At 66.4% G+C, this 19608-nt stretch carries 21 protein-coding genes and 1 tRNA gene; 11 read left to right on the forward strand and 11 right to left on the reverse strand.

The window, feature by feature from the left end; genetic code table 11:
* Window positions 1-13 precede the first annotated feature (13 nt).
* Window positions 14-745: a DUF2062 domain-containing protein gene (locus tag B4L36_RS12535; RefSeq protein WP_292957783.1), complete on the forward strand. Its 732-nt coding sequence runs from the start codon at window positions 14-16 to the stop codon at window positions 743-745.
* Between the two features lie 14 nt (window positions 746-759).
* Here the strand turns inward: B4L36_RS12535 and B4L36_RS12540 are convergent, their stop codons facing one another.
* From B4L36_RS12540 to B4L36_RS12570, 7 genes are all read right to left on the reverse strand, one after another.
* Entirely contained in the window at window positions 760-1668 is a 909-nt protein-coding gene (locus B4L36_RS12540) for a 2-hydroxyacid dehydrogenase (RefSeq protein WP_292957786.1), read from the reverse strand.
* A 4-nt stretch (window positions 1669-1672) separates the two neighbouring features.
* Window positions 1673-2812 carry a rod shape-determining protein RodA gene (gene rodA / locus B4L36_RS12545; RefSeq protein WP_292957789.1) on the reverse strand — a complete coding sequence of 380 codons (1140 nt, stop codon included), beginning with the start codon at window positions 2810-2812 and terminating at the stop codon, window positions 1673-1675.
* A gap of 15 nt (window positions 2813-2827) precedes the next feature.
* Complete coding sequence (mrdA, locus tag B4L36_RS12550; RefSeq protein ID WP_292957792.1) at window positions 2828-4774, reverse strand: penicillin-binding protein 2; 1947 nt, start codon at window positions 4772-4774, stop codon at window positions 2828-2830.
* Window positions 4771-5310, reverse strand: coding sequence for a rod shape-determining protein MreD (locus B4L36_RS12555; RefSeq protein WP_292957795.1), 540 nt, complete (start codon window positions 5308-5310; stop codon window positions 4771-4773). Before B4L36_RS12555 ends, mrdA begins: the two co-directional genes overlap by 4 nt.
* The gene (gene mreC / locus B4L36_RS12560) at window positions 5307-6260 is read right to left on the reverse strand and encodes a rod shape-determining protein MreC (protein ID WP_292957798.1); all 954 of its coding nucleotides are present in this window, start codon (window positions 6258-6260) and stop codon (window positions 5307-5309) included. The genes B4L36_RS12555 and mreC overlap by 4 nt, the downstream gene beginning before the upstream one ends.
* Window positions 6261-6295: 35 nt before the next feature.
* Window positions 6296-7330, reverse strand: a complete 1035-nt coding sequence (locus B4L36_RS12565; protein ID WP_292957801.1) for a rod shape-determining protein — start codon at window positions 7328-7330, stop codon at window positions 6296-6298.
* Window positions 7331-7693: 363 nt separating this feature from the next.
* Complete coding sequence (locus B4L36_RS12570; protein WP_292957804.1) at window positions 7694-9250, reverse strand: 2-isopropylmalate synthase; 1557 nt, start codon at window positions 9248-9250, stop codon at window positions 7694-7696.
* A gap of 399 nt (window positions 9251-9649) precedes the next feature.
* Here B4L36_RS12570 and B4L36_RS12575 point away from each other — a divergent pair, with 399 nt between their 5' ends.
* Together B4L36_RS12575 and B4L36_RS12580 are read left to right on the forward strand one after the other, a co-directional pair.
* Window positions 9650-10084 (forward strand): universal stress protein, encoded by a 435-nt coding sequence (locus B4L36_RS12575; RefSeq protein WP_292957807.1) that lies wholly within the window; start codon window positions 9650-9652, stop codon window positions 10082-10084.
* A gap of 23 nt (window positions 10085-10107) precedes the next feature.
* The gene (locus B4L36_RS12580; RefSeq protein ID WP_292957810.1) at window positions 10108-11655 is read left to right on the forward strand and encodes an alanine/glycine:cation symporter family protein; all 1548 of its coding nucleotides are present in this window, start codon (window positions 10108-10110) and stop codon (window positions 11653-11655) included.
* 90 nt (window positions 11656-11745) lie between these two features.
* On the opposite strand, the gene B4L36_RS12585 is transcribed toward B4L36_RS12580, so the two are convergent.
* On the reverse strand, window positions 11746-12444 hold the full coding sequence (locus B4L36_RS12585) for a CDP-alcohol phosphatidyltransferase family protein (protein WP_292957813.1): 699 nt from the start codon (window positions 12442-12444) through the stop codon (window positions 11746-11748).
* A 75-nt stretch (window positions 12445-12519) separates the two neighbouring features.
* The gene (locus B4L36_RS12590) at window positions 12520-13251 is read right to left on the reverse strand and encodes an SseB family protein (protein WP_292957816.1); all 732 of its coding nucleotides are present in this window, start codon (window positions 13249-13251) and stop codon (window positions 12520-12522) included.
* Window positions 13252-13347: 96 nt separating this feature from the next.
* On the opposite strand from B4L36_RS12590, the gene B4L36_RS12595 reads away from it, so the two are divergent.
* Entirely contained in the window at window positions 13348-14340 is a 993-nt protein-coding gene (locus tag B4L36_RS12595; protein ID WP_292957819.1) for a serine hydrolase domain-containing protein, read from the forward strand.
* Window positions 14341-14362: 22 nt separating this feature from the next.
* Here the strand turns inward: B4L36_RS12595 and B4L36_RS12600 are convergent, their stop codons facing one another.
* Window positions 14363-14806, reverse strand: a complete 444-nt coding sequence (locus B4L36_RS12600; protein WP_292957822.1) for an outer membrane protein assembly factor BamE — start codon at window positions 14804-14806, stop codon at window positions 14363-14365.
* A gap of 143 nt (window positions 14807-14949) precedes the next feature.
* Between B4L36_RS12600 and B4L36_RS12605 the strand changes: the two genes are divergently transcribed.
* The 4 genes from B4L36_RS12605 to B4L36_RS12620 all read left to right on the forward strand — a co-directional run bounded on the left by B4L36_RS12605 (window position 14950) and on the right by B4L36_RS12620 (window position 18053).
* Entirely contained in the window at window positions 14950-15498 is a 549-nt protein-coding gene (locus tag B4L36_RS12605) for a YceD family protein (protein WP_292957825.1), read from the forward strand.
* Between the two features lie 248 nt (window positions 15499-15746).
* Window positions 15747-15953, forward strand: a complete 207-nt coding sequence (gene rpmF, locus B4L36_RS12610; protein ID WP_090742511.1) for a 50S ribosomal protein L32 — start codon at window positions 15747-15749, stop codon at window positions 15951-15953.
* Window positions 15954-15975: 22 nt separating this feature from the next.
* Window positions 15976-17082: a phosphate acyltransferase PlsX gene (gene plsX / locus B4L36_RS12615; RefSeq protein WP_292957834.1), complete on the forward strand. Its 1107-nt coding sequence runs from the start codon at window positions 15976-15978 to the stop codon at window positions 17080-17082.
* A complete protein-coding gene (locus B4L36_RS12620) occupies window positions 17079-18053 on the forward strand; it encodes a beta-ketoacyl-ACP synthase III (protein WP_292957837.1) in 975 nt (324 codons plus the stop codon). The genes plsX and B4L36_RS12620 overlap by 4 nt, the downstream gene beginning before the upstream one ends.
* Window positions 18054-18065: 12 nt before the next feature.
* Here B4L36_RS12620 and B4L36_RS12625 read toward each other — a convergent pair whose 3' ends face one another.
* Entirely contained in the window at window positions 18066-18341 is a 276-nt protein-coding gene (locus tag B4L36_RS12625; protein ID WP_292957840.1) for a DksA/TraR family C4-type zinc finger protein, read from the reverse strand.
* A 182-nt stretch (window positions 18342-18523) separates the two neighbouring features.
* Here B4L36_RS12625 and ihfA point away from each other — a divergent pair, with 182 nt between their 5' ends.
* The 3 genes from ihfA to B4L36_RS12640 all read left to right on the forward strand — a co-directional run bounded on the left by ihfA (window position 18524) and on the right by B4L36_RS12640 (window position 19604).
* Window positions 18524-18826 carry an integration host factor subunit alpha gene (gene ihfA, locus B4L36_RS12630; protein WP_292957843.1) on the forward strand — a complete coding sequence of 101 codons (303 nt, stop codon included), beginning with the start codon at window positions 18524-18526 and terminating at the stop codon, window positions 18824-18826.
* A 6-nt stretch (window positions 18827-18832) separates the two neighbouring features.
* Window positions 18833-19456: a MerR family transcriptional regulator gene (locus B4L36_RS12635; protein WP_292957846.1), complete on the forward strand. Its 624-nt coding sequence runs from the start codon at window positions 18833-18835 to the stop codon at window positions 19454-19456.
* A 70-nt stretch (window positions 19457-19526) separates the two neighbouring features.
* Window positions 19527-19604, forward strand: a tRNA-Pro gene (locus B4L36_RS12640).
* The last annotated feature ends 4 nt before the right edge of the window (window positions 19605-19608 follow it).

Below are 19608 nucleotides of genomic sequence, written 5' to 3' on the forward strand. Positions count from 1 at the left end.
GGGGTAGGCCGGGGTGTTCAAGCGCCGCAAGCCACGCAGCTATGGGCAGATCGCCAGCGACATGATCTATCCGCGCGGCGGCTGGCGGCGCGCGGGTGCCTATGTCTGGTTCCGCCTGCGCCGTCTGCCCGACCAGCCGCACCGGATCGGGCGCGGCGTGGCGTCGGGGGTCTTCGTTTCCTTCACTCCGCTTTTCGGTTTTCATTTCCTGTCGGCGGCGGGCTGTGCCTGGCTGATCGGCGGCAATGTGCTGGCCGCGCTGCTGGCGACCTTTGTCGGCAATCCGATCACCTTTCCCTTCATCGCCGTCGTGGCCGTCAGCCTGGGACGCCGATTGCTGGGGATGGGCGGCGAGTTGTCTCCGCAACTGATCTTCGGCGAATTCGCCCGCGCAAGCGGCGAGATGTGGCACAATATCCGGTCGCTTTTCGGGCCTGAACGCGCGCATTGGGGCAATCTGGTCGATTTCTTCCAGCAGGTCTATCTGCCCTATCTCGTGGGCGGCCTGATTCTGGGTCTGATCGCGGCCATCGCGACCCACTACCTCAGCGTCCCCGTGATTCGCGCCTATCACTGGCGGCGCGCCAAGAAGATGGCCGAGCGGATCGCGCGGGTGCGCAAGCAGGGCGAAATCGTCACCACCGCCCCGGATCTGGCACCCAGCCGCGATTCCGCGGCGCCTGCCGGACACGCCGCCCGCCCCGATCACCCGCCGGAGGATGGCGATCCGCCCCGGAGCATCTGACGGCGGAAACCGCCTCAGTATCCCCGGTCGCGGTCCACGAGGTTCAATATGGGTCGCCCGGACATGGCGCGGCGCAGGTTTTCGGCGACCACCGGGGCCGCGGTTTCGGGCCGCGTCTCGGCGGCGATATGGGGCGTGACGGTCACGCCGGGATGGGACCAGAACGGGTGGCCGCCGGGCAGCGGCTCGGTGCGGAAGACATCCAGCACCGCATGTCCCAGATCGCCTCGATCCAGCGCGGCGATCAGCGCGGCGTCCACGATGGCCGTGCCCCGGCCGGGATTGATGATCCAGGCCCCGCGCGGCAGCATGGCCAGGTGATCATCATCCAGCAGATCCCGCGTCCGCGCGGTGTCGGGCAGCAGGTTGATCAGGATTTCGGCCCGGCCCAGGGCCGCAGCCAGATGGTCCGCGTCAAAGACCTCGACGCCTTCGACCGGGCGGCCCGAGGCGCTGAAGCCCGCCAGCCGAAAGCCGATCGCGCCCAGCATCGCGGCGGTGGCACGGCCCAGCTCTCCGAGGCCCAGGATGGTCACGCCCCGCTGGGGCGCCAGCGGTGCGACGACATCGTTGCGCCAGGTGCCGTCCTGTGCATAGCGGTCCATCCCCAGATGCGCCCGCATCGCCCAGCCGGTGCAGAATTCCGCCATGCCCCGCGCCAGGCCCGGATCGACCATCCGCGCCAGCGGCTGGGTCAGGGTCGGGTTGGTGACGATCCGCTCGACCCCGGCCCACAGGCTCTGGACCAGCCGTGCATTTCCATAGGGCGACAGATCCTCGATCTCGCCGCCCGGCGCGTAGATGATGGCGTCGAAGCTGGCCGGTTCGCCGCCCCTGTCCAGATCCATTTCGGGACAGGCTTCGCGCAGGGCCGGGGCCCAGGCCTGCCACGCCTCGGGACGGGCGGCAAAGAGAACGCGCATCTGGCTACCTCGATCGGTGAACATGGGCGGATTGCACCAGGCCGAAGCCCAGCATCAGGATCATCAGCGAGGTGCCACCATAGCTGATCAGCGGCAGGGGGGAACCCTTGGCCGGGATCAGACCCATCACCGTCGCCATGTTGATGGCGAAATACAGAAAGAACGTGCCCGAGATGCCGATGGTGATCAGGCTGGCAAAGCGGTCGCGGTTGGTCAGCGCCGAATGCAGGCAGAAGCCCACGATCAGCGTATACAGCACCAGCAGCGAGACCGCGCCGATGAAGCCGAATTCCTCGGCCAGCACGGTGAAGATGAAGTCGGTATGCTTTTCCGGCAAGAAGTTCAGCCGCGACTGCGTGCCCTGCATGAAGCCGCGGCCCGACCAGCCGCCCGAACCAAGCGCGATCTGACTCTGTATGATGTTGTAGCCCGCGCCCAGCGGATCGGCGGCGGGGTCGAGGAAGGTGTCGATCCGGCGGAACTGATAATCCTTCAAAAGCTGCCAGTCGGTGCCCCGGCTTTCCAGCACCGTGGCGACGAGGCCGACGGCCATGCCGATCACCGCGCCGAAATACCACAGCGACACGCCGGCGGCGAACATCACGATTCCGCCGCCCGCGACCAGCATGATCGACGTGCCGAGGTCGGGCTGGATGATGACCAGCCCGGTCGGCGCCAGGATCAGCACCACCGGCAGCAGCACCCAGAGCGGGCGCGAGACCCGGTTCAGCGGCAGCCAGTCGTAATAGGCGGCCAGCAGCAGGACCAGGGCGATCTTCATCAGTTCCGAGGGTTGCACGCGAATCGGTCCGAAATCGATCCAGCGCCGCGCGCCCATGCCGACCTCGCCAGCGACCTCGACGCCGACAAGCAGCAGGAAGCAGCCGATATAGGCCGCGACCGAGATCCCGCGCCAGAACCACATCGGAACGAAGCCCAGGCCGATCATGATCACCATGCCGGCCGCGAAACGATACATCTGCGGCTTGGCCCAGCGATCGACATCGCCGCCCGCGACGGAAACCAGCATCAGAAAGCCGATCCCGGCAACGGCGGTGATCAGCAGGATCAGCGGCCAGTTCAGATACAGCAGCTTGCGCCACCCGGTCGGGGTCTGAAGCACCTGATAATCGAGATAGGACATTCCGGACCGTTCCCGTCAGGCGCGCGAGCGCGTGGCGCGCGGCGGATCGGGCACGTAGAGATTCATCGCGGCATGGCGTTCCTGCATCGCGGCGCGTTCGCTGTCAGGAATGGCATCCAGCGGCGGCAGACCGCCGGCCAGCGCGAACAGCAGGATGTCGCGACCGATCGGCGCGGCCACGGTCGAACCGCCGCCGCCATGTTCCACGACCACGGAAACCGCATAGCGCGGCGCCTGATAGGGGGCGTAGCAGATGAACAGCGCGTGATCGCGGCGGCTCCAGGGCAGATCCTCGTTCGACACGACCCCACGCGCGCGTTCGGCAGCGGTGATGTTGCGCACCTGGCTGGTGCCGGTCTTACCGGCCATGCGCCAGTCCTCGCGGATGATGCGCGATCGTCGCGCGGTTCCGCGCGCGCCGTTCATCACCGCCTCCATTCCGCCTTGTGCCAGCCGCATCAGGCCCGGATCGACGCCCAGATCGGGAAATTCGGCCAGCGGCCGGGGGATGCCGTCAACGCTGCGGATCAGGCGCGGCACCACAACCTTGCCGCTGGCCACGCGCGCCGTCATCAACGCCAGTTGCAGCGGCGAAGCCAGCACATAGCCCTGCCCGATCGAAGAGTTCAGGCTGTCGCCGATCTGCCAATCCTGTCCATAACGCGCAGCCTTCCAGGCCCGGTCGGGCGCGATGCCTTCTGCCACCGCGGACATCGGCAGATCATGCTCTACCCCGATTCCCAGTCGCCGCGCCATCGCGGCGATCCGGTCGATGCCGACCCGCTGGGCCAGTTCGTAATAGAACACGTCGCAGCTTTGCTCCATGCTCTGGATCGGGTTCATGCTGCCGTGTCCGCTGCGCTTCCAGCAATGAAAGCGGCGGCCGCCGACCTCGATGTAACCGGGACAGTAGAAGCGGGTATTTTCGTTGATCAGCCCCGATTCGAGCCCGGCCAGCAGCGGCGCCGGCTTGAAGGTCGAGCCCGGCGGATAGAGCCCCTGAACCGTCTTGTCGGCCAGCGGCCGAAGTTCGTGCTGCATCAGCCCGCGATAATCGGCCGAGGATATGCCGCGGACGAACTTGTTCGGATCGAAACTGGGCGAGGAACAGATCGCGACGATATCGCCGGTCTGCACATCCATGACCACGGCCGCGGCGCTTTCCTGGCCCAGCCGCTGCGCCGCGTAATTCTGCAGCCGCGCATCCAGTGTGGTCTGGATCGTCGCGCCCTGCTGACCCTCTTGCCGGCTCAGTTCGCGCATCTCGCGGCCGGTGCTGTTGACCTCGACCCGCCGCGCCCCGGCCTTGCCGCGCAGATCGGCCTCCATCTTGGCTTCCATGCCGACCTTGCCAAGCTGGAAGTCGGGCAGCATCAGCACCGGATCGGGATCCTCGATCTTCGAGAGATCGTAATCCGACACAGGTCCGACATAGCCCAGCACATGCGCCAGGTCGCCGGCGCGCGGATAAATCCGCGAAAGGCCCGATTCCGGCGTCACACCAGCCAGCGCGGGCGCATTCACGGCGATCGAACTGAATTGTTCCCATGTCAGGCGGTCGGCCAGCACCACGGGGGTGACGGCGCTGCGTCTGGAAAATTCTTCCAGAAGCTCGGCCATGCGATCGTCGCCGATCGGGATCAGTTGCGACAGACGCCGCAGGACCGGCTCGACATCGCCGCCGGCCTCTTCGCGGGTCAGGGTGACGCGATAGTTCTGTTCGTTTCCGGCGATGACCAGCCCGTTGCGGTCATGGATCAGACCGCGCGCGGGCGGCAAAAGGCGGATCTTGATCGAATTGCCATCCGCCAGCATTCGATATTCGTCGGCCTGCTCGACCTGCATCGAGCGCAGCTTCAGCGCCAGCGTCGTGACCACGCCAAGCTGGACGGTGCCCAACAGCAGACCGCGCCGCCCGATCAGGCGGGCGCTGTCGACGATCTGACGTTCGGTCTTCTTCATCTCGCGAATCTCGTCCGTTCGGCCGCGCCCGGGCTGACCCGCCGCAACCCGACCAGCCAGCGCGCCGCAAACACCGTGACCGGGTAGGCGGCGATGCTGGCCAGATATTGCAGGATCGCCTGGCCCAGGGCCGGGACCGGCAGGAAGAACACCACCTGAATGACCCGGTAGCCCAGCATCATCGCCCCGATCAGGATCGCGACGCGCAGCCATTCAACCATGAAAGACTGATCGCGCCAACGGGGCTCACGCAGGCGTGCGGCCTCGCTGCCCAGAAGCACGATCAGCGGCCACAGGCCCAGCGGACGATAGAGAAAAACATCTTCCAGCAGGAAGGCGGCGACGATCACGAGGGCGGGCAACTGGTCCGGGCGGCGCAGCACCCAGGCGAAGGTCAGGCCCAGGGCCACGTCCGGACCCGGCCAGCCCGTCAGCCCGGTCGAAAGCGGCAGCAGGCGCACGAAAAGCAGCACGGCAAAGCACAGCCCGAACAGGACCGTGCCACCGACGACCTGCCGCCCCGGACCCCGGCTCATTCGCCGGCGCCTTCCGGCAGGCCCGCGGAGAGGGGATCGGCCGCCTGCGCCGCCTCGACCGGCGACGAGGGCCGTTGCGGGCCGATCATTGCGCCGGAATTGTCGGGGCGTATGATCGCGTCGCTATCGGCCACCGTCTCGGCCGGGTGGGAACGCAGGACCCGCAGGAATTCCAGCCGACCGTAATCCGCCGCCAGCAGCAGCCGCATCCGCCCGTCGCTGCCCTGGGCCACCTGCCCGACCAGCAGGCCGGGCGGAAACACCCCGCCATCGCCCGAGGTCACGACCCGGTCGCCGGGGCGCACGTTGTCGACCGCCTCGATGAAGTCCAGAAACGGCAGCGGCGTGTTGTCGCCCGTCAGCAGCGCGCGTTCGCCCGAGGGCTGGACCGTGACAGGCAGCCGCGACGAGGGATCGTTCAGCAGCACGACACGGCTGGTCCTCTGCCCCACCCCGGCGATCCGGCCCACAAGGCCAAGACCGTCCATCACCGCCCAGCCCTCGACGATGCCGTCCTGGGCGCCAACATTCAGCAGCACCGATTGCCGGAAGGCCGAGCCGCTGTCGACCAGAACCACGCCGGTCACGCTGGTCAGCGCCGGGTCCAGTCGGACGTTGTTCTGCGCCAGCAGCTTGGAATTTTCCTGTTCCAGCTGGACGGCGGCCTCTTTCCAGGCCTGCATCTTCTGCAACTCGCGGCGCAGTTCCTGATTCTGCTCGTAGATGCGGGCATAGGACTGGAAGCCCGCGATCATCTGGCTGACCTTGGTCACGGGCGCGAAGGCCCATTCGAAACCGGGCACGAAACGGTCGATCAGCGCGACCCGCATCCGTTCGGCCCGGGGGCTGTCGATGCGCCAGAAAAGGAACAGACCGATCAGGACAATCGTCATCAGCGCGATCAGGACGCGCCGGATCGGGGTGACGAAATCGGGTCCCTTTCGTGCCATTCGGAAACGCGCCTTCGCGATACCGCCGCGCTGCGTCAGCTTTCGTAGTCGATGACGTGGCGCAACTGCTTTTCGAATTCCAGCGCCTTGCCGGTGCCAAGCGCGACGCAACTCATCGGCTGATCGGCCAGGGTGATCGAAAGGCCGGTCTGTTCGCGCAGGGCCAGATCCAGATCGCCCAGCATGGCGCCGCCACCGGTCAGGATCACGCCGCGATCGACGATATCGGCGGCCAGGTCGGGCGGCGTCGCCTCCAGCGCGACCATCACCGCCTCGCAGATCGCCTGCATCGGTTCGGTCAGCGCCTCGGCGACCATGGCCTGGCTGATCTCGATTTCCTTGGGGATACCGTTCAGCAGATCGCGTCCGCGCACCATGATCGTGGCGCCGCGTCCGTCATCGGGCATCCGCGCGGTGCCGATGCTGGTCTTCACGCGCTCGGCCGTGCTGTCGCCGATCAACATGTTCTGGTTGCGGCGCAGATAGTTGATGATCGCCTCGTCCATGCGGTCGCCGCCGATGCGGACAGAACGCGCATAGACCACATCGCCCAGCGACAGCACCGCGACCTCGGTCGTGCCGCCGCCAATATCGACGACCATGCTGCCGGTGGGCTCGGTGATCGGCATCCCCGCACCGATGGCCGCCGCGATGGGTTCCGCGATCAGGCCCGCACGGCGGGCGCCGGCGGACAGGACCGACTGACGGATGGCGCGTTTTTCGACCGGGGTGGCGCCATGGGGCACGCAGACGATGATCTTGGGCTTCGAGAAGGTGGTGCGCTTGAACACCTTCTTGATGAAATGCTTGATCATCTGCTCGGCGCTGTCGAAATCGGCGATGACACCTTCGCGCATCGGCCGGATCGCCTCGATGCTGCCCGGTGTGCGGCCCAGCATCAGTTTCGCGTCCTCGCCCACCGCCAGAACCTGCCGCTTGCCGTCCTTGACGTGATAGGCCACGACCGAGGGCTCGTTCAGGATGATGCCCTTGCCCTTGACATAGATCAGCGTGTTCGCCGTGCCGAGGTCGATTGCGATATCGGTCGAAAACAAACCGCCGAATGCCATGCCCGTAGTCCCCTGTTCGCACCGGGTTGATCCCGGCCTGCCCGAATTTCACGCCCCGCACAACCGGCGGGAATCGCCCCCGGTGCGGGCCTCGCCCGGTATAGAAGCCCTCAGGCCCAAGCGAAAGCCCTGTCTAGCGCCGCCCGGCACAACCGCGCTGTGCCGGGCGGCGGGGTGCGGCGACCGTGCCACAACGCGCGGCGGCGGACCGCCCCTTCGGATCCTTGCATCATCCGTGGCGCCGATGGCAGGCGGTTTCCGGGACGTGACAGGGCGTCCCCGCTTTCGCATCATCGGGCCAATCGCATCCGCGCGGGGAATGCCCCGCAGGCTTGCGGGCGGGCTTCCATCCGCGCCAGGGGATCAATGCGAATACATGCTGATCTGCTTGTCGTCCCGGCCCGTGCGGGCGCGGCGCACGATCAGGTGGTTCAGCGCGCCGACATAGGCCTTGACCGAGGCCAGGATCGTGTCGGTATCGGCCGCCTGCCCGTTCACGATGCGGCCGTCTTCCTCCATCCGGACGCTGACCGTGGCCTGCGCATCGGTGCCTTCGGTGACGGCATGGACCTGATACAATTGCAGCCGCGCGTCATGCGGGAAGATCTGCTTGACCGCGTTGAAACAGGCATCGACCGGGCCGTCGCCCACCGCATGGACGGTCCGTTCCTCGCCATCCACGATCATGGTCAGATCGGCGCTCTGTCCGTCGCTTCCGCAGACGACGCGCAGATGCTTGACCTGCAGATGATCGTCCTCGGTATTTGCGGCGGCGTCCTGGACAAGCGCGACGATATCCTCGTCATAGACCTCTTTCTTGCGATCGGCGAGCGCCTTGAACCGCACGAAGATGTCCTTCAACTGGTTGTCGCCGACCTCGTAGCCCAGATCCTTCAGCTTGGCCCGCAGCGCCGCGCGGCCCGAATGCTTGCCCATCGCGATGTTGGTTTCGTTCAGGCCGATATCGGCCGGGCGCATGATTTCGAAGGTCTCGACATTCTTCAGCACGCCGTCCTGATGGATGCCGCTTTCATGCAGGAAGGCGTTCTTGCCGACGATGGCCTTGTTGAACTGGACCGGAAAGCCGGAAACCTGCGCCACCCGACGCGACAGGCCGATGATCTTGGTGGTGTCGATTCCGGTGTCGAAAGGCATGATGTCGTGACGCACGCGCAGCGCCATCACCACCTCTTCCAGCGCGGTGTTGCCGGCGCGTTCGCCCAGCCCGTTGATGGTGCATTCGATCTGGCGGGCGCCGGCCTCGACCGCTGCAAGGCTGTTGGCCGTCGCCATGCCCAGGTCGTTGTGGCAATGGGTGGCGAAGATGATGTCATCCGCGCCGGGCACCCGTTCGATCAGCATCCGGATCAGATCGGCGGATTCGCGCGGTGCGGTATAGCCCACCGTATCGGGGATATTGATGGTCGTGGCGCCGCACCGGATCGCGATCTCGACCACGCGGCACAGGTAATCATGTTCGGTCCGCGTGGCGTCCATCGGCGACCATTGCACGTTGTCGCACAGGTTGCGGGCATGGGTGACGGTCTGTTCGATCCGCTCGGCCATCTGGTCCATGTCCAGGTTGGGAATCGCGCGGTGCAGCGGCGAGGTGCCGATGAAGGTGTGGATGCGCGGGCGGCGGGCATGTTTCACCGCCTCCCAGCAGCGGTCGATATCGGGGATCTGGGCGCGGGCCAGACCGCAGATCACGCTGGTCTGCGCCTGTCGCGCAATCTCGCTGACGGCGGCGAAATCGCCTTCGCTGGCGATCGGAAAGCCGGCCTCGATGATGTCCACGCCCATCTCGTCCAGCATCTGGGCGATTTCCAGCTTTTCGGCGTGGGACATGGTCGCGCCGGGCGATTGTTCGCCGTCGCGCAGGGTGGTGTCGAAGATGAAGACGCGGTTCTCGTCGCTCATGGGTCTGTCTTTCTTGCGCTGTCCGGTATCGGGAATATCCGGGCGCCGACCTGACTGAGCGGCGGCCCGGAAGACCCGCTCAGCGCAGCGTAAGAAGCAGCAGACCGCGGAGATTGACGGCCAGACGCGCGCCAAAGGGCGCGGTCGCGGCGGTCGGGATATGCAGCATCCGGGTCATGGCCGCGACTATGCCGCCCGCGGGCCGGCTTGAAAAGCGAAAAATCGCCGCCCAGGGCCGTGCAGCACGGCGCGGCCGATAGCGCCAATCCGCCGGCGTGAAAGGACATTCACGGTTTCGTCATCTTTTTGCTGGCCGCTGCCCCGGTCATTTGCCTATCATTTGATGATCGACGCAGAAGCGAGCACCGAAAAACCACGAAGCAACGGAAAGGGGGATTCATGTCACGCAAGATCGTCGTCGGTTATGACGGCAGCGAGGCGTCACGCCGCGCGCTGGACTTTGCGATAAGTCGGGCCGGCGCGCAGGGGGACAGCATCATCATCGCGCATGTCCTGGAATGGTCGCCCTACAGTTTCCTCACGCCCAACGAGATCGAAGAACGTCACCAGCGGCGCAAGGAAGAATTGCAGCGCGCCGAAGAGATGCTGATCCAGCCGATGGTCAGGCTGGTCGAGGCCGAAGGGATTCCGGTCTCGACCGCGATGCGCTATGGCCACATCGCCGAGACATTGTGCAAGATCGCGCAGGACGAAAACGCGGCGCTGATCTTCATCGGACGCATGGGCCATTCGGGCTTCACCTCGCGCATCTTCGGATCCGTTGCGGGCACGCTGGCGCAGGCATCGCCGGTGCCGGTGACGATCGTGCCATGAGCCACGGGACAAGGAGATTTGACATGACCCATTTCGCAAAACGACTGGGCGTCCCGGCGGCGCTTGCAACCCTGGCCGCGACAGGACCCGCGGCGGCCCAGGGGCTGGACGAGGCCGTCAACAGCGTCTTCGCCAGTTCGACCGGCTGGTTCGTCAGCTTCATCTTTTCCAGCTTTCCGGGCACCTCCTTCCCCTGGATCGTCGGCTGGCTGGTGGTCGCGGCGACGATCTTCACCATCTATTTCGGCTTCATCCAGTTCCGCGCCTTCGGCCATTCCATCGCGCTGGTCCGGGGCGATTATTCCGACCCCAACGACGCGGGCGAGGTCAGCCACTTCCAGGCGCTGGCCACGGCGCTGTCGGGCACGGTCGGGCTGGGCAATATCGCCGGCGTCGCGGTCGCCATCGGCATCGGCGGTCCGGGCGCGACCTTCTGGATGATTCTGGCGGGTCTTCTGGGCATGGCATCGAAATTCACCGAATGCACGCTGGGCGTGAAATACCGCAACGAATACGAAGACGGCCACGTTTCGGGCGGGCCGATGTATTACATGACCAAGGGCTTTTCCGAACGCGGCGTCGGCGGCGGCAAGGTGCTGGCGGTCCTGTTCTCGATCTTCTGCATCCTCGGAGCCTTCGGCGGCGGCAACATGTTCCAGTCCAACCAGGCCCATGCCCAGCTTGCCAATGTCTTCGGCGACTATCCGGGCTGGATCACCGGACTGGTCTTCGCGCTGATCGTGTTCATGGTCATCGTCGGCGGCATCAAGGCGATCGCGCAGGTGACCGAACGTGTCGTTCCCTTCATGGGCATCCTCTATGTCGGCACGGCGCTGATCATCATCTTGCTGAACTACGACCAGATCGGAAACGCCTTCGGCCAGATCTTCCGCGGGGCCTTTACCTGGGACGGCGCCGTCGGCGGGGCCACCGGGGCGCTGATCCAGGGTTTCCGCCGCGCCGCCTTTTCCAACGAGGCCGGCGTCGGCTCGGCCGCGATCGCCCATTCGGCCGTGCGCACCAACGAGCCGATCACCGAAGGCTTCGTGTCGCTGCTGGAGCCCTTCATCGACACCGTCGTGATCTGCACCATGACGGCGCTGGTCATCATCATCACCGGCCAGCTGGTCACCGATCCCCAGACCGGCATGTTCGTGCTGAACGAGTCGGGCGACGCGATCCAGACGCTCAGCGGCAATAGCGGCGTGGCACTGACCTCGGCGGCCTTCAGCGAAAGCTTCGGCTGGTTCCGCTATATCCTTGCGCTGGCGGTGGTGCTGTTCGCCTTTTCGACAATGATCTCGTGGAGCTATTACGGCCTGAAGGCCTGGACCTTCCTGTTCGGCGAGGGCCGGACCAAGGAACTGGTCTTCAAGGTGATCTTCTGCATCTTCACCTGGATCGGCGCGGCGGCGAGCCTGGGGCCGGTCATCGACTTCTCGGATGCGATGATCTTCTCGATGGCGGTCGTCAACATCATCGCGCTCTATGTGCTGATGCCGGTCGTGAAGACCGAGATGAACAGCTATCTCTCGCGGCTCCGGTCGGGCGAGATCAGGAAGTTCGCCTGAGACGGGACCGGCGGGGGGCCAGCCCCCCGCACCCCCCGAGGTATTGGGAAAGAGTGCGAGGGGGGCGGACGACTTGTCCGCCCCCTGCGTTCAGGGCCGGATGCGGCGATCCAGAAGCTGCTGGGCCGCGCCCGCCAGGATCAGCCACAGCGTCGTCACCACCAATCCCCAGATCGCCCAGCTCGAGGGGTGGAAATCGACCCATGCCGCGCGGACGGCAAAGATCACCCAGGCGATGGCCACGGGCAGCGAGATCGCGCGCCAGCGTTCGGTGCGCACCGGGTGGATGAACTTGATGTTGCTGAACATCGCGACGGTCAGCGCCACGATGATGGCCAGGATCACCGTCCAGTGCGGCTTGACCGCGAACAGGACCAGAACAACCATGTTCCAGCATCCCGGAAAGCCCGCGAAGGAATAATCCCTGGTCTTCATCCGCGTATCCGCGAAATAGATCACGCTGCCATAGGTGATGACGATGATCGCGAACCAGCCGGTCCAGCCGCTGAGAAGCCCGGATTTGAACAACGCGAAGGCCGGAATGAAGACATAGGTCAGATAATCGATGATCAGATCCATCAGCACGCCGTCATAGGTCGGCCAGTTGACCCTGACATCGTATCTGCGCGCCAGCGGGCCATCGACGCCATCGACGGCGAAGGCGGCGACCAGCCACAGAAACATCATCGACCATTCCGCGTTGACCGCCGCCAGCATCGCCAGCATCGACAGCACCGCGCCTGTCGCGGTCAGAAGATGGACAAGAAGGGCCTTGTATCGCGGCTGCATCCATCCCTTCTGTCAGTTTGGCGACGACGGTGCAACAATCCTGCGTCACGGCGCGGGGCGAAACCGACGCGACGATCAGCGCAGGATCGGCGGCCCTTTCGGGCCTTTCGGCAGGTCGGGGAGGACGTCCGGCGGCAGGTCGAATCGCAGCGCGCCGGTCGGAGGAACGGTCTCGGAAAAGCTGATATCGACACCGCCGGGCTGCGGCGGCAGGAAGGCCAGCGTTTCGGCCAGGGCCTTGGCGATGGCGGGCTGGTGGTCCGGCGACGCCCCCGAAATCAGCAGCAGATGTCCGGCCCGGCCCGCGATACCCGCAAGGGCTGCGCCGGATACCAGGCCGCGCAGATCGGACAGCCGCGCCGCCAGGGGTTCGGCCAGCGCCGCGACGGCGGCCGGGTCGGGCGCGACAGGCCGCAGCCGCGCCTCGGCGGTTTCGGGCGCAGAGGTCAGCGCGCCCGCCAGCCAATCCAGCGTCGCGGCGTCCAGAAGCATCTCGGAGGGTGCGCCGGGATTGACCAGCAGGCCCGTGCCCTCGGTGCGCAGGATCGCCGCCAGCACCCGCCCGGGCAACGCGGCATAGGCGACCGGGCCGCCCAGGAACCCCGCCAGCCGGTCCTCGCCGTCGCAGGCCAGGGCGACGGGGCCGTCTTCCAGCGCGAAGATCCGGAATTCCAGCGTCTCGCCCCTGGGTTCGGAGACCAGCGCGACGGCCAGTTCGGTATCGGCCAGCCGCGACAGCATCCGCGCCCGAAGCGGTGCCTCGGCATCGTGGAACGGACTGGTGGCAAGATCGTCAAGCGCGGACATGGCCCCCCCCTTTCATCGCGTTCCGCCCTACAGGCGCGACCCCGCCTGACGCAAGCGTGACTTCGCCTGCCGCCGCCGCGCCCGCATAATGGGGCCATGCACAGACGCATCCTGCTGGCTGCCGCCGCCGCCGTCCTTGCCGCGCCGAACCTTGCGCGGGCCTCGCTGTCGCCGATCCTCTCCGAGGCGTCGCGGCTGGAGCCTCTGCGCGCCGTCGCGATCTGGCGCGACGGCGCCGAGATCGCGGCCCGCGGCTATGGCGGCTTTACCCCGGACCGGCCGACCAACATCAAGTCCGCCTCGAAATCCGTGATTTCGGCCCTGGCGGGCATCGCCATCGACAAGGGGCTGCTGGACGGTCCCGACCAGCCGATCGCCCCGATCCTGAAGGCCGATCTGCCGCGCGACCCCGATCCGCGCCTGGCGCAGGTGACATTGGGTGATCTGCTGTCGATGCAGGCGGGACTGGAACGGCAATCGGGACCGAATTACGGCCGCTGGGTCAACACTGCGAACTGGGTCCGCGCCGCATTGGCCGCGCCTTTCACCCAGGATCCGGGCGGGCCGATGCAGTATTCCACCGCATCCAGCCATCTCGTCTCGGCCATCCTGACGCGGGTGTCACAGCGATCCACGATGGCGCTGGCGCGGGACTGGCTGGGCGATGTTCCGGGCTTTCGCATCGCCGGCTGGCAGCGCGACCCGCAGGGCATCTATCTGGGCGGCAACCAGATGGCGATGAGCACCCGGTCGCTGCTGGCCTTCGGCGCGCTTTATGCCACGGGCGGACGCGCCGGCGGGCAGAGGATCCTGTCGCGGGACTGGATCGCGCAAAGCTGGCAGGTCCGCACAGCCTCGATCTTCGGCGGCCAGGGATACGGCTATGGCTGGTTCATCGACCGCATGGCCGGTCGCGACCTGCGCTATGGCTGGGGCTATGGCGGGCAGATGATCTATGTCTTTCCCGCCACGCGCGACCGCCCGGCCAGCGCCATCGCGATGACGTCCGACCCCGACCTTCCCTCGGCGCGGACAGGATATCGTGACCAACTGCATCGGCTGGCGGCCCGCCTGATCGAGACCACCTGAACGGCCCGGCCCGCGCGCCGCGTCACTCGATGAAGTCGCCGGCCTGGAAATTGCCCAGGTTGCCGAGAAGCTGGCGGATGAACGAAACCTCGGTAACGCTGCCCTCCGTCACGCGGCGCGACAGCACCACGACGCGGCCACGTTCCTGCCCGAAACGTTCGATATTGGACACGACCCCGCTGGGCGCGAAGGAAATCGCCACGACTTCTCGATCTACCTCTTGCGGGGGCAGCGCGCCAAAATTGCGCCAGCGCGAGCCGACATAATACCACCCCGCACCGGTCAGCAGACCCTGCGCCGAGGGCCGGCCGATCAGCCCCTCCAGTTGATCCATGCTGGTCTGGCCGACGACCACCTTCGCCAGATCGGAATCGGGCGGCACATAGCCGTGATTGCGATAGACGGGCGCACAGGCGGCCAGCACGGCCACGAAAGCCAGGATCAGAAGGTTCCTGAAGGCAGCCATGCGGGTTTCCTTTGTGCGGGCGGTTGACGCGGCCCGCCCGGCTTAGCAAACTCCGGCGCGGCGCTCAAGAAGTCCATCCGCGACGAGGGCTTGTGCCGCAGGTCACCGCCGCATGTCGCAAGCCAACTGCCCGAGGCACGATCATGACAGCCCCAGCACAGCCCTCCGCGTCGCAGCCGCAACGCCTGCGCGTCGCCCATCTGGATCCGCGCGGCCCGACCGATTTCGCGCTGCGTCCCGCGGCCGAGGCGCGCGCGGCCATCGCGGCCGAACTGAACATCCTCGCCCTGCCCCGCCTGGCTTTCGAGGGCCGGATCAGGGCCGAGGGCGGCCAAGCCTGGGCGTTGTCGGGCCGGCTGACGGCACAGGTCGTGCAGTCCTGCGTGGTGACGCTGAAGCCGGTGAAGACCCGGATCGAGGAAGATGTGCGCCGCCTCTATTCCCCGCATCTGCGCGACCCCGAGGGCGACGAGGTCGAGATGCCGGACGAAACGCTGGAACCGCTGGGCCAGTTCATCGACCTTTCGGCCGTGATGATCGAGGAACTGGCGCTGTCCTTGCCGGATTATCCCCGCGCGCAAGGCGCCGAACTGACGCCGGATGCCCGCGATGATGACGGCCGGCCCGAGACGCGACGGCCCTTCGAGGGGCTGGACCGGCTGATGCGGGGGGACGGCGACGTCCAGGGATAGGGGCCCGGAACCTGCGCCGCCGCGCCGTTGCAATGCAGCCACAGAATCGCGGCCGATCATGCGGATTCGTCCTGCCGGACCAGAATGGGCTGGCGCGGCGCCACCGCCGCGGCGCATTTATGGGCAAGCCGACCCAAGCGAGGGCTTGCAGGCGCGGGTTCTATCGCGTATCTGCGCGGTTCATTTACGAATACAAAACTCATGGTGCCACGGCTTTCGGCCCGCACCCAGACAACCGAGGTCGAGACATGGCTGTCCCTCAGAATCGCGTCACCCGCTCCAAGCGCAACATGCGTCGTGCCCATGACGCGCTGGTCGCCGGCAACCCCAACGAATGTTCGAATTGCGGCGAATTGAAGCGTCCGCATCACGTCTGCCCGTCCTGCGGCCATTACGCCGATCGCGAGGTGATCGCCCAGGCGAACGAGATCGACCTGGACGACGACGCGGCCTGATCGGGTCGGGCCCTCCCGCCATATGACCGACGATCCAGCGACCATTCAGGAACAGCGCGCCCCCGAGAACCGGGGCAGCGTGGTGATTTCGGTTGACGCGATGGGTGGCGATCGCGGCCCCCTCGCCGTGGTGGCCGGAATGGCCGAAAGCGCCGAAAAGAACCCCGAGATCCGCTTTATCGTGCATGGCGACCAGGATCAGCTTCGCCGTCTGATCAACCGCCGCAAGCAATTGTCCGACCGCTGCGACATCCGCCATGCCGCGGGTGTCGTGACGATGGAAGACAAGCCCAGCCAGATCCTGCGCAAGGGCGACGGCACCTCGATGTGGTCGGCGATCGAATCCGTTCGCAAGGGCGAGGCCGGGGCCGCCGTCAGTTGCGGCAATACCGGCGCGCTGATGGCGCTGTCGATGCTGCGCCTGCGCAAGCTGCCGGGCGTGAACCGTCCCGCCATCGCCTGTCTGTGGCCCTCGAAGAACCCTCAGGGCTTCAACATCATGCTGGATGTGGGCGCGGATATCCGCGCCGACGCGCCTGACCTGTTGCAATATGCGATGATGGGCGCCTCCTACGCCCGCAACGGCCTGGACGTCGAACGCCCGCGCGTCGGCCTGCTGAATGTCGGCACCGAGGAACACAAGGGGCGCGCCGAACTGAAACAGGCCCACGACCTGATCGCTGACGCCGCCGGAACCGGCGGTTTCGACTATGTCGGTTTCGTCGAGGGCGGCGATCTGCCGTCGTCGCGCGTCGATGTGATCGTGACCGACGGCTTTACCGGCAATATCGCCCTGAAGACGGGCGAGGGCACGGCCAAGCTGGTGGGCGAGTTCCTGCGCGCGGCCTTCGCCAATTCGATCATGTCGAAATTCGCGGCCGTGCTGGCCATGACCTCTTTGAAGCGCCTGCAAAAGCGGATCGACCCGCGTCGGGTGAATGGCGGCATCTTCCTGGGCTTGAATGGCACCGTGGTCAAATCTCACGGCTCGGCCGATGCGACCGGCGTTTCGGCGGCGATCAAGCTGGCCTTCACCCTGGCGAAGTCGGGCTTTCAGGACCGGCTTGCCGCGCGCGTGGCCCAGGTTGCCTCGGCCACGACCGCCGGCGAATCGGAGACCTCGACGTGACCCGAAGATCCGTCATTCGCGGAACCGGCCTCTATCTGCCTGAAACGGTGATCGAGAACAGCTGGTTCGAGGACAAGCTGGATACCAGCGACGAATGGATCCGTTCGCGCAGCGGGATCGAGCGGCGCCACTTCGCCGCCGAAGGTCAGGCGACCAGCGATCTGGCTCTGAACGCTGCCCGCGACGCGCTGTCGAAAGCCGGGCTGGAACCCGACCAGATCGACGGCATCATCCTGGCGACGTCGACCCCCGATCTAACCTTTCCGGCGGTGGCGACGATGGTGCAGTCCGGTCTGGGCATGACCCACGGCTTCGCCTATGACGTGCAGGCCGTCTGCGCGGGCTTCGTCTTCGCGCTGGCCAATGCCGATGCGATGATCCGGGGCGGCATGGCCGACCGGGTCCTGGTCATCGGGGCCGAGACCTTTTCGCGCATCATGGACTGGACCGACCGCTCGACCTGCGTGCTGTTCGGCGACGGTGCCGGCGCCGTGGTGCTGGAGGCGCAGGAGGGCGCGGGCGGCAATGCCGATCGCGGCGTGCTGTCCGCCGATCTGAACAGCGACGGACAGTATCGCGACCTGCTCTATGTCGATGGCGGCGTCTCGACCACCGGCACGGCGGGGCATCTGCGGATGCAGGGCAATCTGGTGTTCCGCCACGCGGTCGAGAAACTGGCCAGGACCGCGCACACGGCCCTGGACAAGGCCGGGCTGACCGCCGCAGACGTGACCTGGCTGGTGCCGCATCAGGCCAACATGCGCATCATCACCGCCACCGCACAGAAGATGCAGTTGCCGATGCAGAAGGTCGTGCTGACGGTGGCCGATCACGGCAATACCTCGGCGGCCTCGATCCCGCTGGCGCTGGCCGTGGCCGCAGCGGACGGACGCCTGAAACGCGGCGATGTGATCGTGACCGAAGCCATCGGCGGCGGGCTGAGCTGGGGCAGCGTCGTGCTGCGCTGGTAACGCCGGGCGCGGCTATTTCATCTGTGAATCCTTGCTGCCGCGCCGGTTGATCCCGCCTTCCGGGCGAATTCGGCGGTCGCGTCCGGATTGGCATGTGACGCAAAGCTGCACCCCCGGCACCGCCCGGCGGCGGGCCTCGGGGATCGGGTCGTCGCATTCGGCGCAGAATTCGGCCGATGGCGCCTCGGCGGCGCGGGCCGCGCGCGCCCTGGCGCGGGCCACGGCCTCGGCCGTGCTGACCTCGATCTGATCATTCACCGCATCGTCGCGGGCCCATCCTCCGGCCATGGTATCCTCCTTTTCGTCGCTTCAAGATAGGCGTCGTTCGGGCCGGTTTCAAAGCCCGCGTGCTGCGCGGCGGTCCGCGCAAACGCGCCGATCCGGTGCGGATGGCGGAACGATTTGGCGCCGGCCCTCGTTGACACGGCGATCATTCCGCTTCATCCTGTTGTGACAAAAGAGGAAAAGTCATGGGCGACAAGACTCTGACCCGGATGGATCTGGCCGAGGCGGTGTTCCGCGATGTCGGCTTGTCGCGTCACGAATCCGCCCAGCTTGTCGAAAGCGTTCTCGATCACGTTTCGGACGCGCTGGTCAGTGGCGAGCAGGTCAAGATCTCGTCCTTTGGCACATTCAGCGTCCGCGACAAGAACGAACGGATCGGCCGCAACCCTAAAACCGGCGAAGAGGTGCCGATCACGCCGCGCCGGGTGCTGTCCTTCCGACCATCGCACCTGATGAAGGAGCGGGTCGCTGCCGGCAACAAGCGATAATTGCTGATGCAGAAAAGCGCCGAGGCATTCCGTTCGATCGGAGAGGTCGCCAAGCTGATCGGCGTCGCCCCGCATGTCCTGCGCTATTGGGAAACGCAGTTCCCGCAGTTGAAGCCGATGAAGCGGCCTGATGGTCGGCGCTATTATCGCCCCGACGATATCCGGCTGGTAGCCGGGCTGTGCGAGGTTCTGCGCGACGACGGCATGACCATCAGGGGCGCGAAGAAGCTGATCGCAAAGGATCGTGGCGCGGCGATTCGCGGTCGCGGCGCCGAGCGCCTGGGCGAGCAGGTGGCCGCGCCCGGCGCCCCTGAGGCGACGCCGCGCAAGGAAGCCGCCATCGCGAAGCATCTGATCGAGATGCCCGACGAACCCGCGCCGCAGGACGATCCGATGCCCGACCATCCGCCCCGCGCGCGGCAGCGCCGCCGCCGGCAGTCGGGCCATGATGCGCTGCCTCTGTTTCCCGACCTGTCCGCCGACGCGCAGGCCACCGGCTGGCTGGCGCAGCTTGCCCGACTGTCGGTTCGCCTGCGCGCGGCCAGCCATCGCGACGCGCGGTGGCAGCAGGCCGCGCCCCGCGCCGCCGCACTGCGCGGCATCATCATCGCGCATTACGAAAACACCTGACCGGCAGGATGAAGATTCCCGTCCCGTGGCCCTTGTGCAGGCCCGCCGCTTCGCTCTATATGGCCGGCGTCGGGCCGTGGCGCAGCTTGGTTAGCGCGTCCGTCTGGGGGGCGGAAGGCCGCGAGTTCGAATCTCGCCGGCCCGACCATTTC

Source organism: Paracoccus sp. UBA889, assembly GCA_002294185.1.
Taxonomy (GTDB): domain Bacteria; phylum Pseudomonadota; class Alphaproteobacteria; order Rhodobacterales; family Rhodobacteraceae; genus Paracoccus.

Excerpts from the sequence above, each read along its gene's own strand:
- B4L36_RS12540 (WP_292957786.1), bottom strand. The coding sequence starts at position 1,668 with ATGCGCGTTCTCTTTGCCGCCCGTCCCGAGGCGTGGCAGGCCTGGGCC.
- rodA (WP_292957789.1), bottom strand. The coding sequence starts at position 2,812 with ATGTCCTATCTCGATTATCAGGTGCTTCAGACCCCGACCGGGTGGCGC.
- mrdA (WP_292957792.1), bottom strand. The coding sequence starts at position 4,774 with ATGAAGAAGACCGAACGTCAGATCGTCGACAGCGCCCGCCTGATCGGG.
- B4L36_RS12555 (WP_292957795.1), bottom strand. The coding sequence starts at position 5,310 with ATGAGCCGGGGTCCGGGGCGGCAGGTCGTCGGTGGCACGGTCCTGTTC.
- mreC (WP_292957798.1), bottom strand. The coding sequence starts at position 6,260 with ATGGCACGAAAGGGACCCGATTTCGTCACCCCGATCCGGCGCGTCCTG.
- B4L36_RS12565 (WP_292957801.1), bottom strand. The coding sequence starts at position 7,330 with ATGGCATTCGGCGGTTTGTTTTCGACCGATATCGCAATCGACCTCGGC.
- B4L36_RS12570 (WP_292957804.1), bottom strand. The coding sequence starts at position 9,250 with ATGAGCGACGAGAACCGCGTCTTCATCTTCGACACCACCCTGCGCGAC.
- B4L36_RS12575 (WP_292957807.1), top strand. The coding sequence starts at position 9,650 with ATGTCACGCAAGATCGTCGTCGGTTATGACGGCAGCGAGGCGTCACGC.
- B4L36_RS12580 (WP_292957810.1), top strand. The coding sequence starts at position 10,108 with ATGACCCATTTCGCAAAACGACTGGGCGTCCCGGCGGCGCTTGCAACC.
- B4L36_RS12585 (WP_292957813.1), bottom strand. The coding sequence starts at position 12,444 with ATGCAGCCGCGATACAAGGCCCTTCTTGTCCATCTTCTGACCGCGACA.
- B4L36_RS12590 (WP_292957816.1), bottom strand. The coding sequence starts at position 13,251 with ATGTCCGCGCTTGACGATCTTGCCACCAGTCCGTTCCACGATGCCGAG.
- B4L36_RS12595 (WP_292957819.1), top strand. The coding sequence starts at position 13,348 with ATGCACAGACGCATCCTGCTGGCTGCCGCCGCCGCCGTCCTTGCCGCG.
- B4L36_RS12600 (WP_292957822.1), bottom strand. The coding sequence starts at position 14,806 with ATGGCTGCCTTCAGGAACCTTCTGATCCTGGCTTTCGTGGCCGTGCTG.
- B4L36_RS12605 (WP_292957825.1), top strand. The coding sequence starts at position 14,950 with ATGACAGCCCCAGCACAGCCCTCCGCGTCGCAGCCGCAACGCCTGCGC.
- rpmF (WP_090742511.1), top strand. The coding sequence starts at position 15,747 with ATGGCTGTCCCTCAGAATCGCGTCACCCGCTCCAAGCGCAACATGCGT.
- plsX (WP_292957834.1), top strand. The coding sequence starts at position 15,976 with ATGACCGACGATCCAGCGACCATTCAGGAACAGCGCGCCCCCGAGAAC.
- B4L36_RS12625 (WP_292957840.1), bottom strand. The coding sequence starts at position 18,341 with ATGGCCGGAGGATGGGCCCGCGACGATGCGGTGAATGATCAGATCGAG.
- ihfA (WP_292957843.1), top strand. The coding sequence starts at position 18,524 with ATGGGCGACAAGACTCTGACCCGGATGGATCTGGCCGAGGCGGTGTTC.
- B4L36_RS12635 (WP_292957846.1), top strand. The coding sequence starts at position 18,833 with ATGCAGAAAAGCGCCGAGGCATTCCGTTCGATCGGAGAGGTCGCCAAG.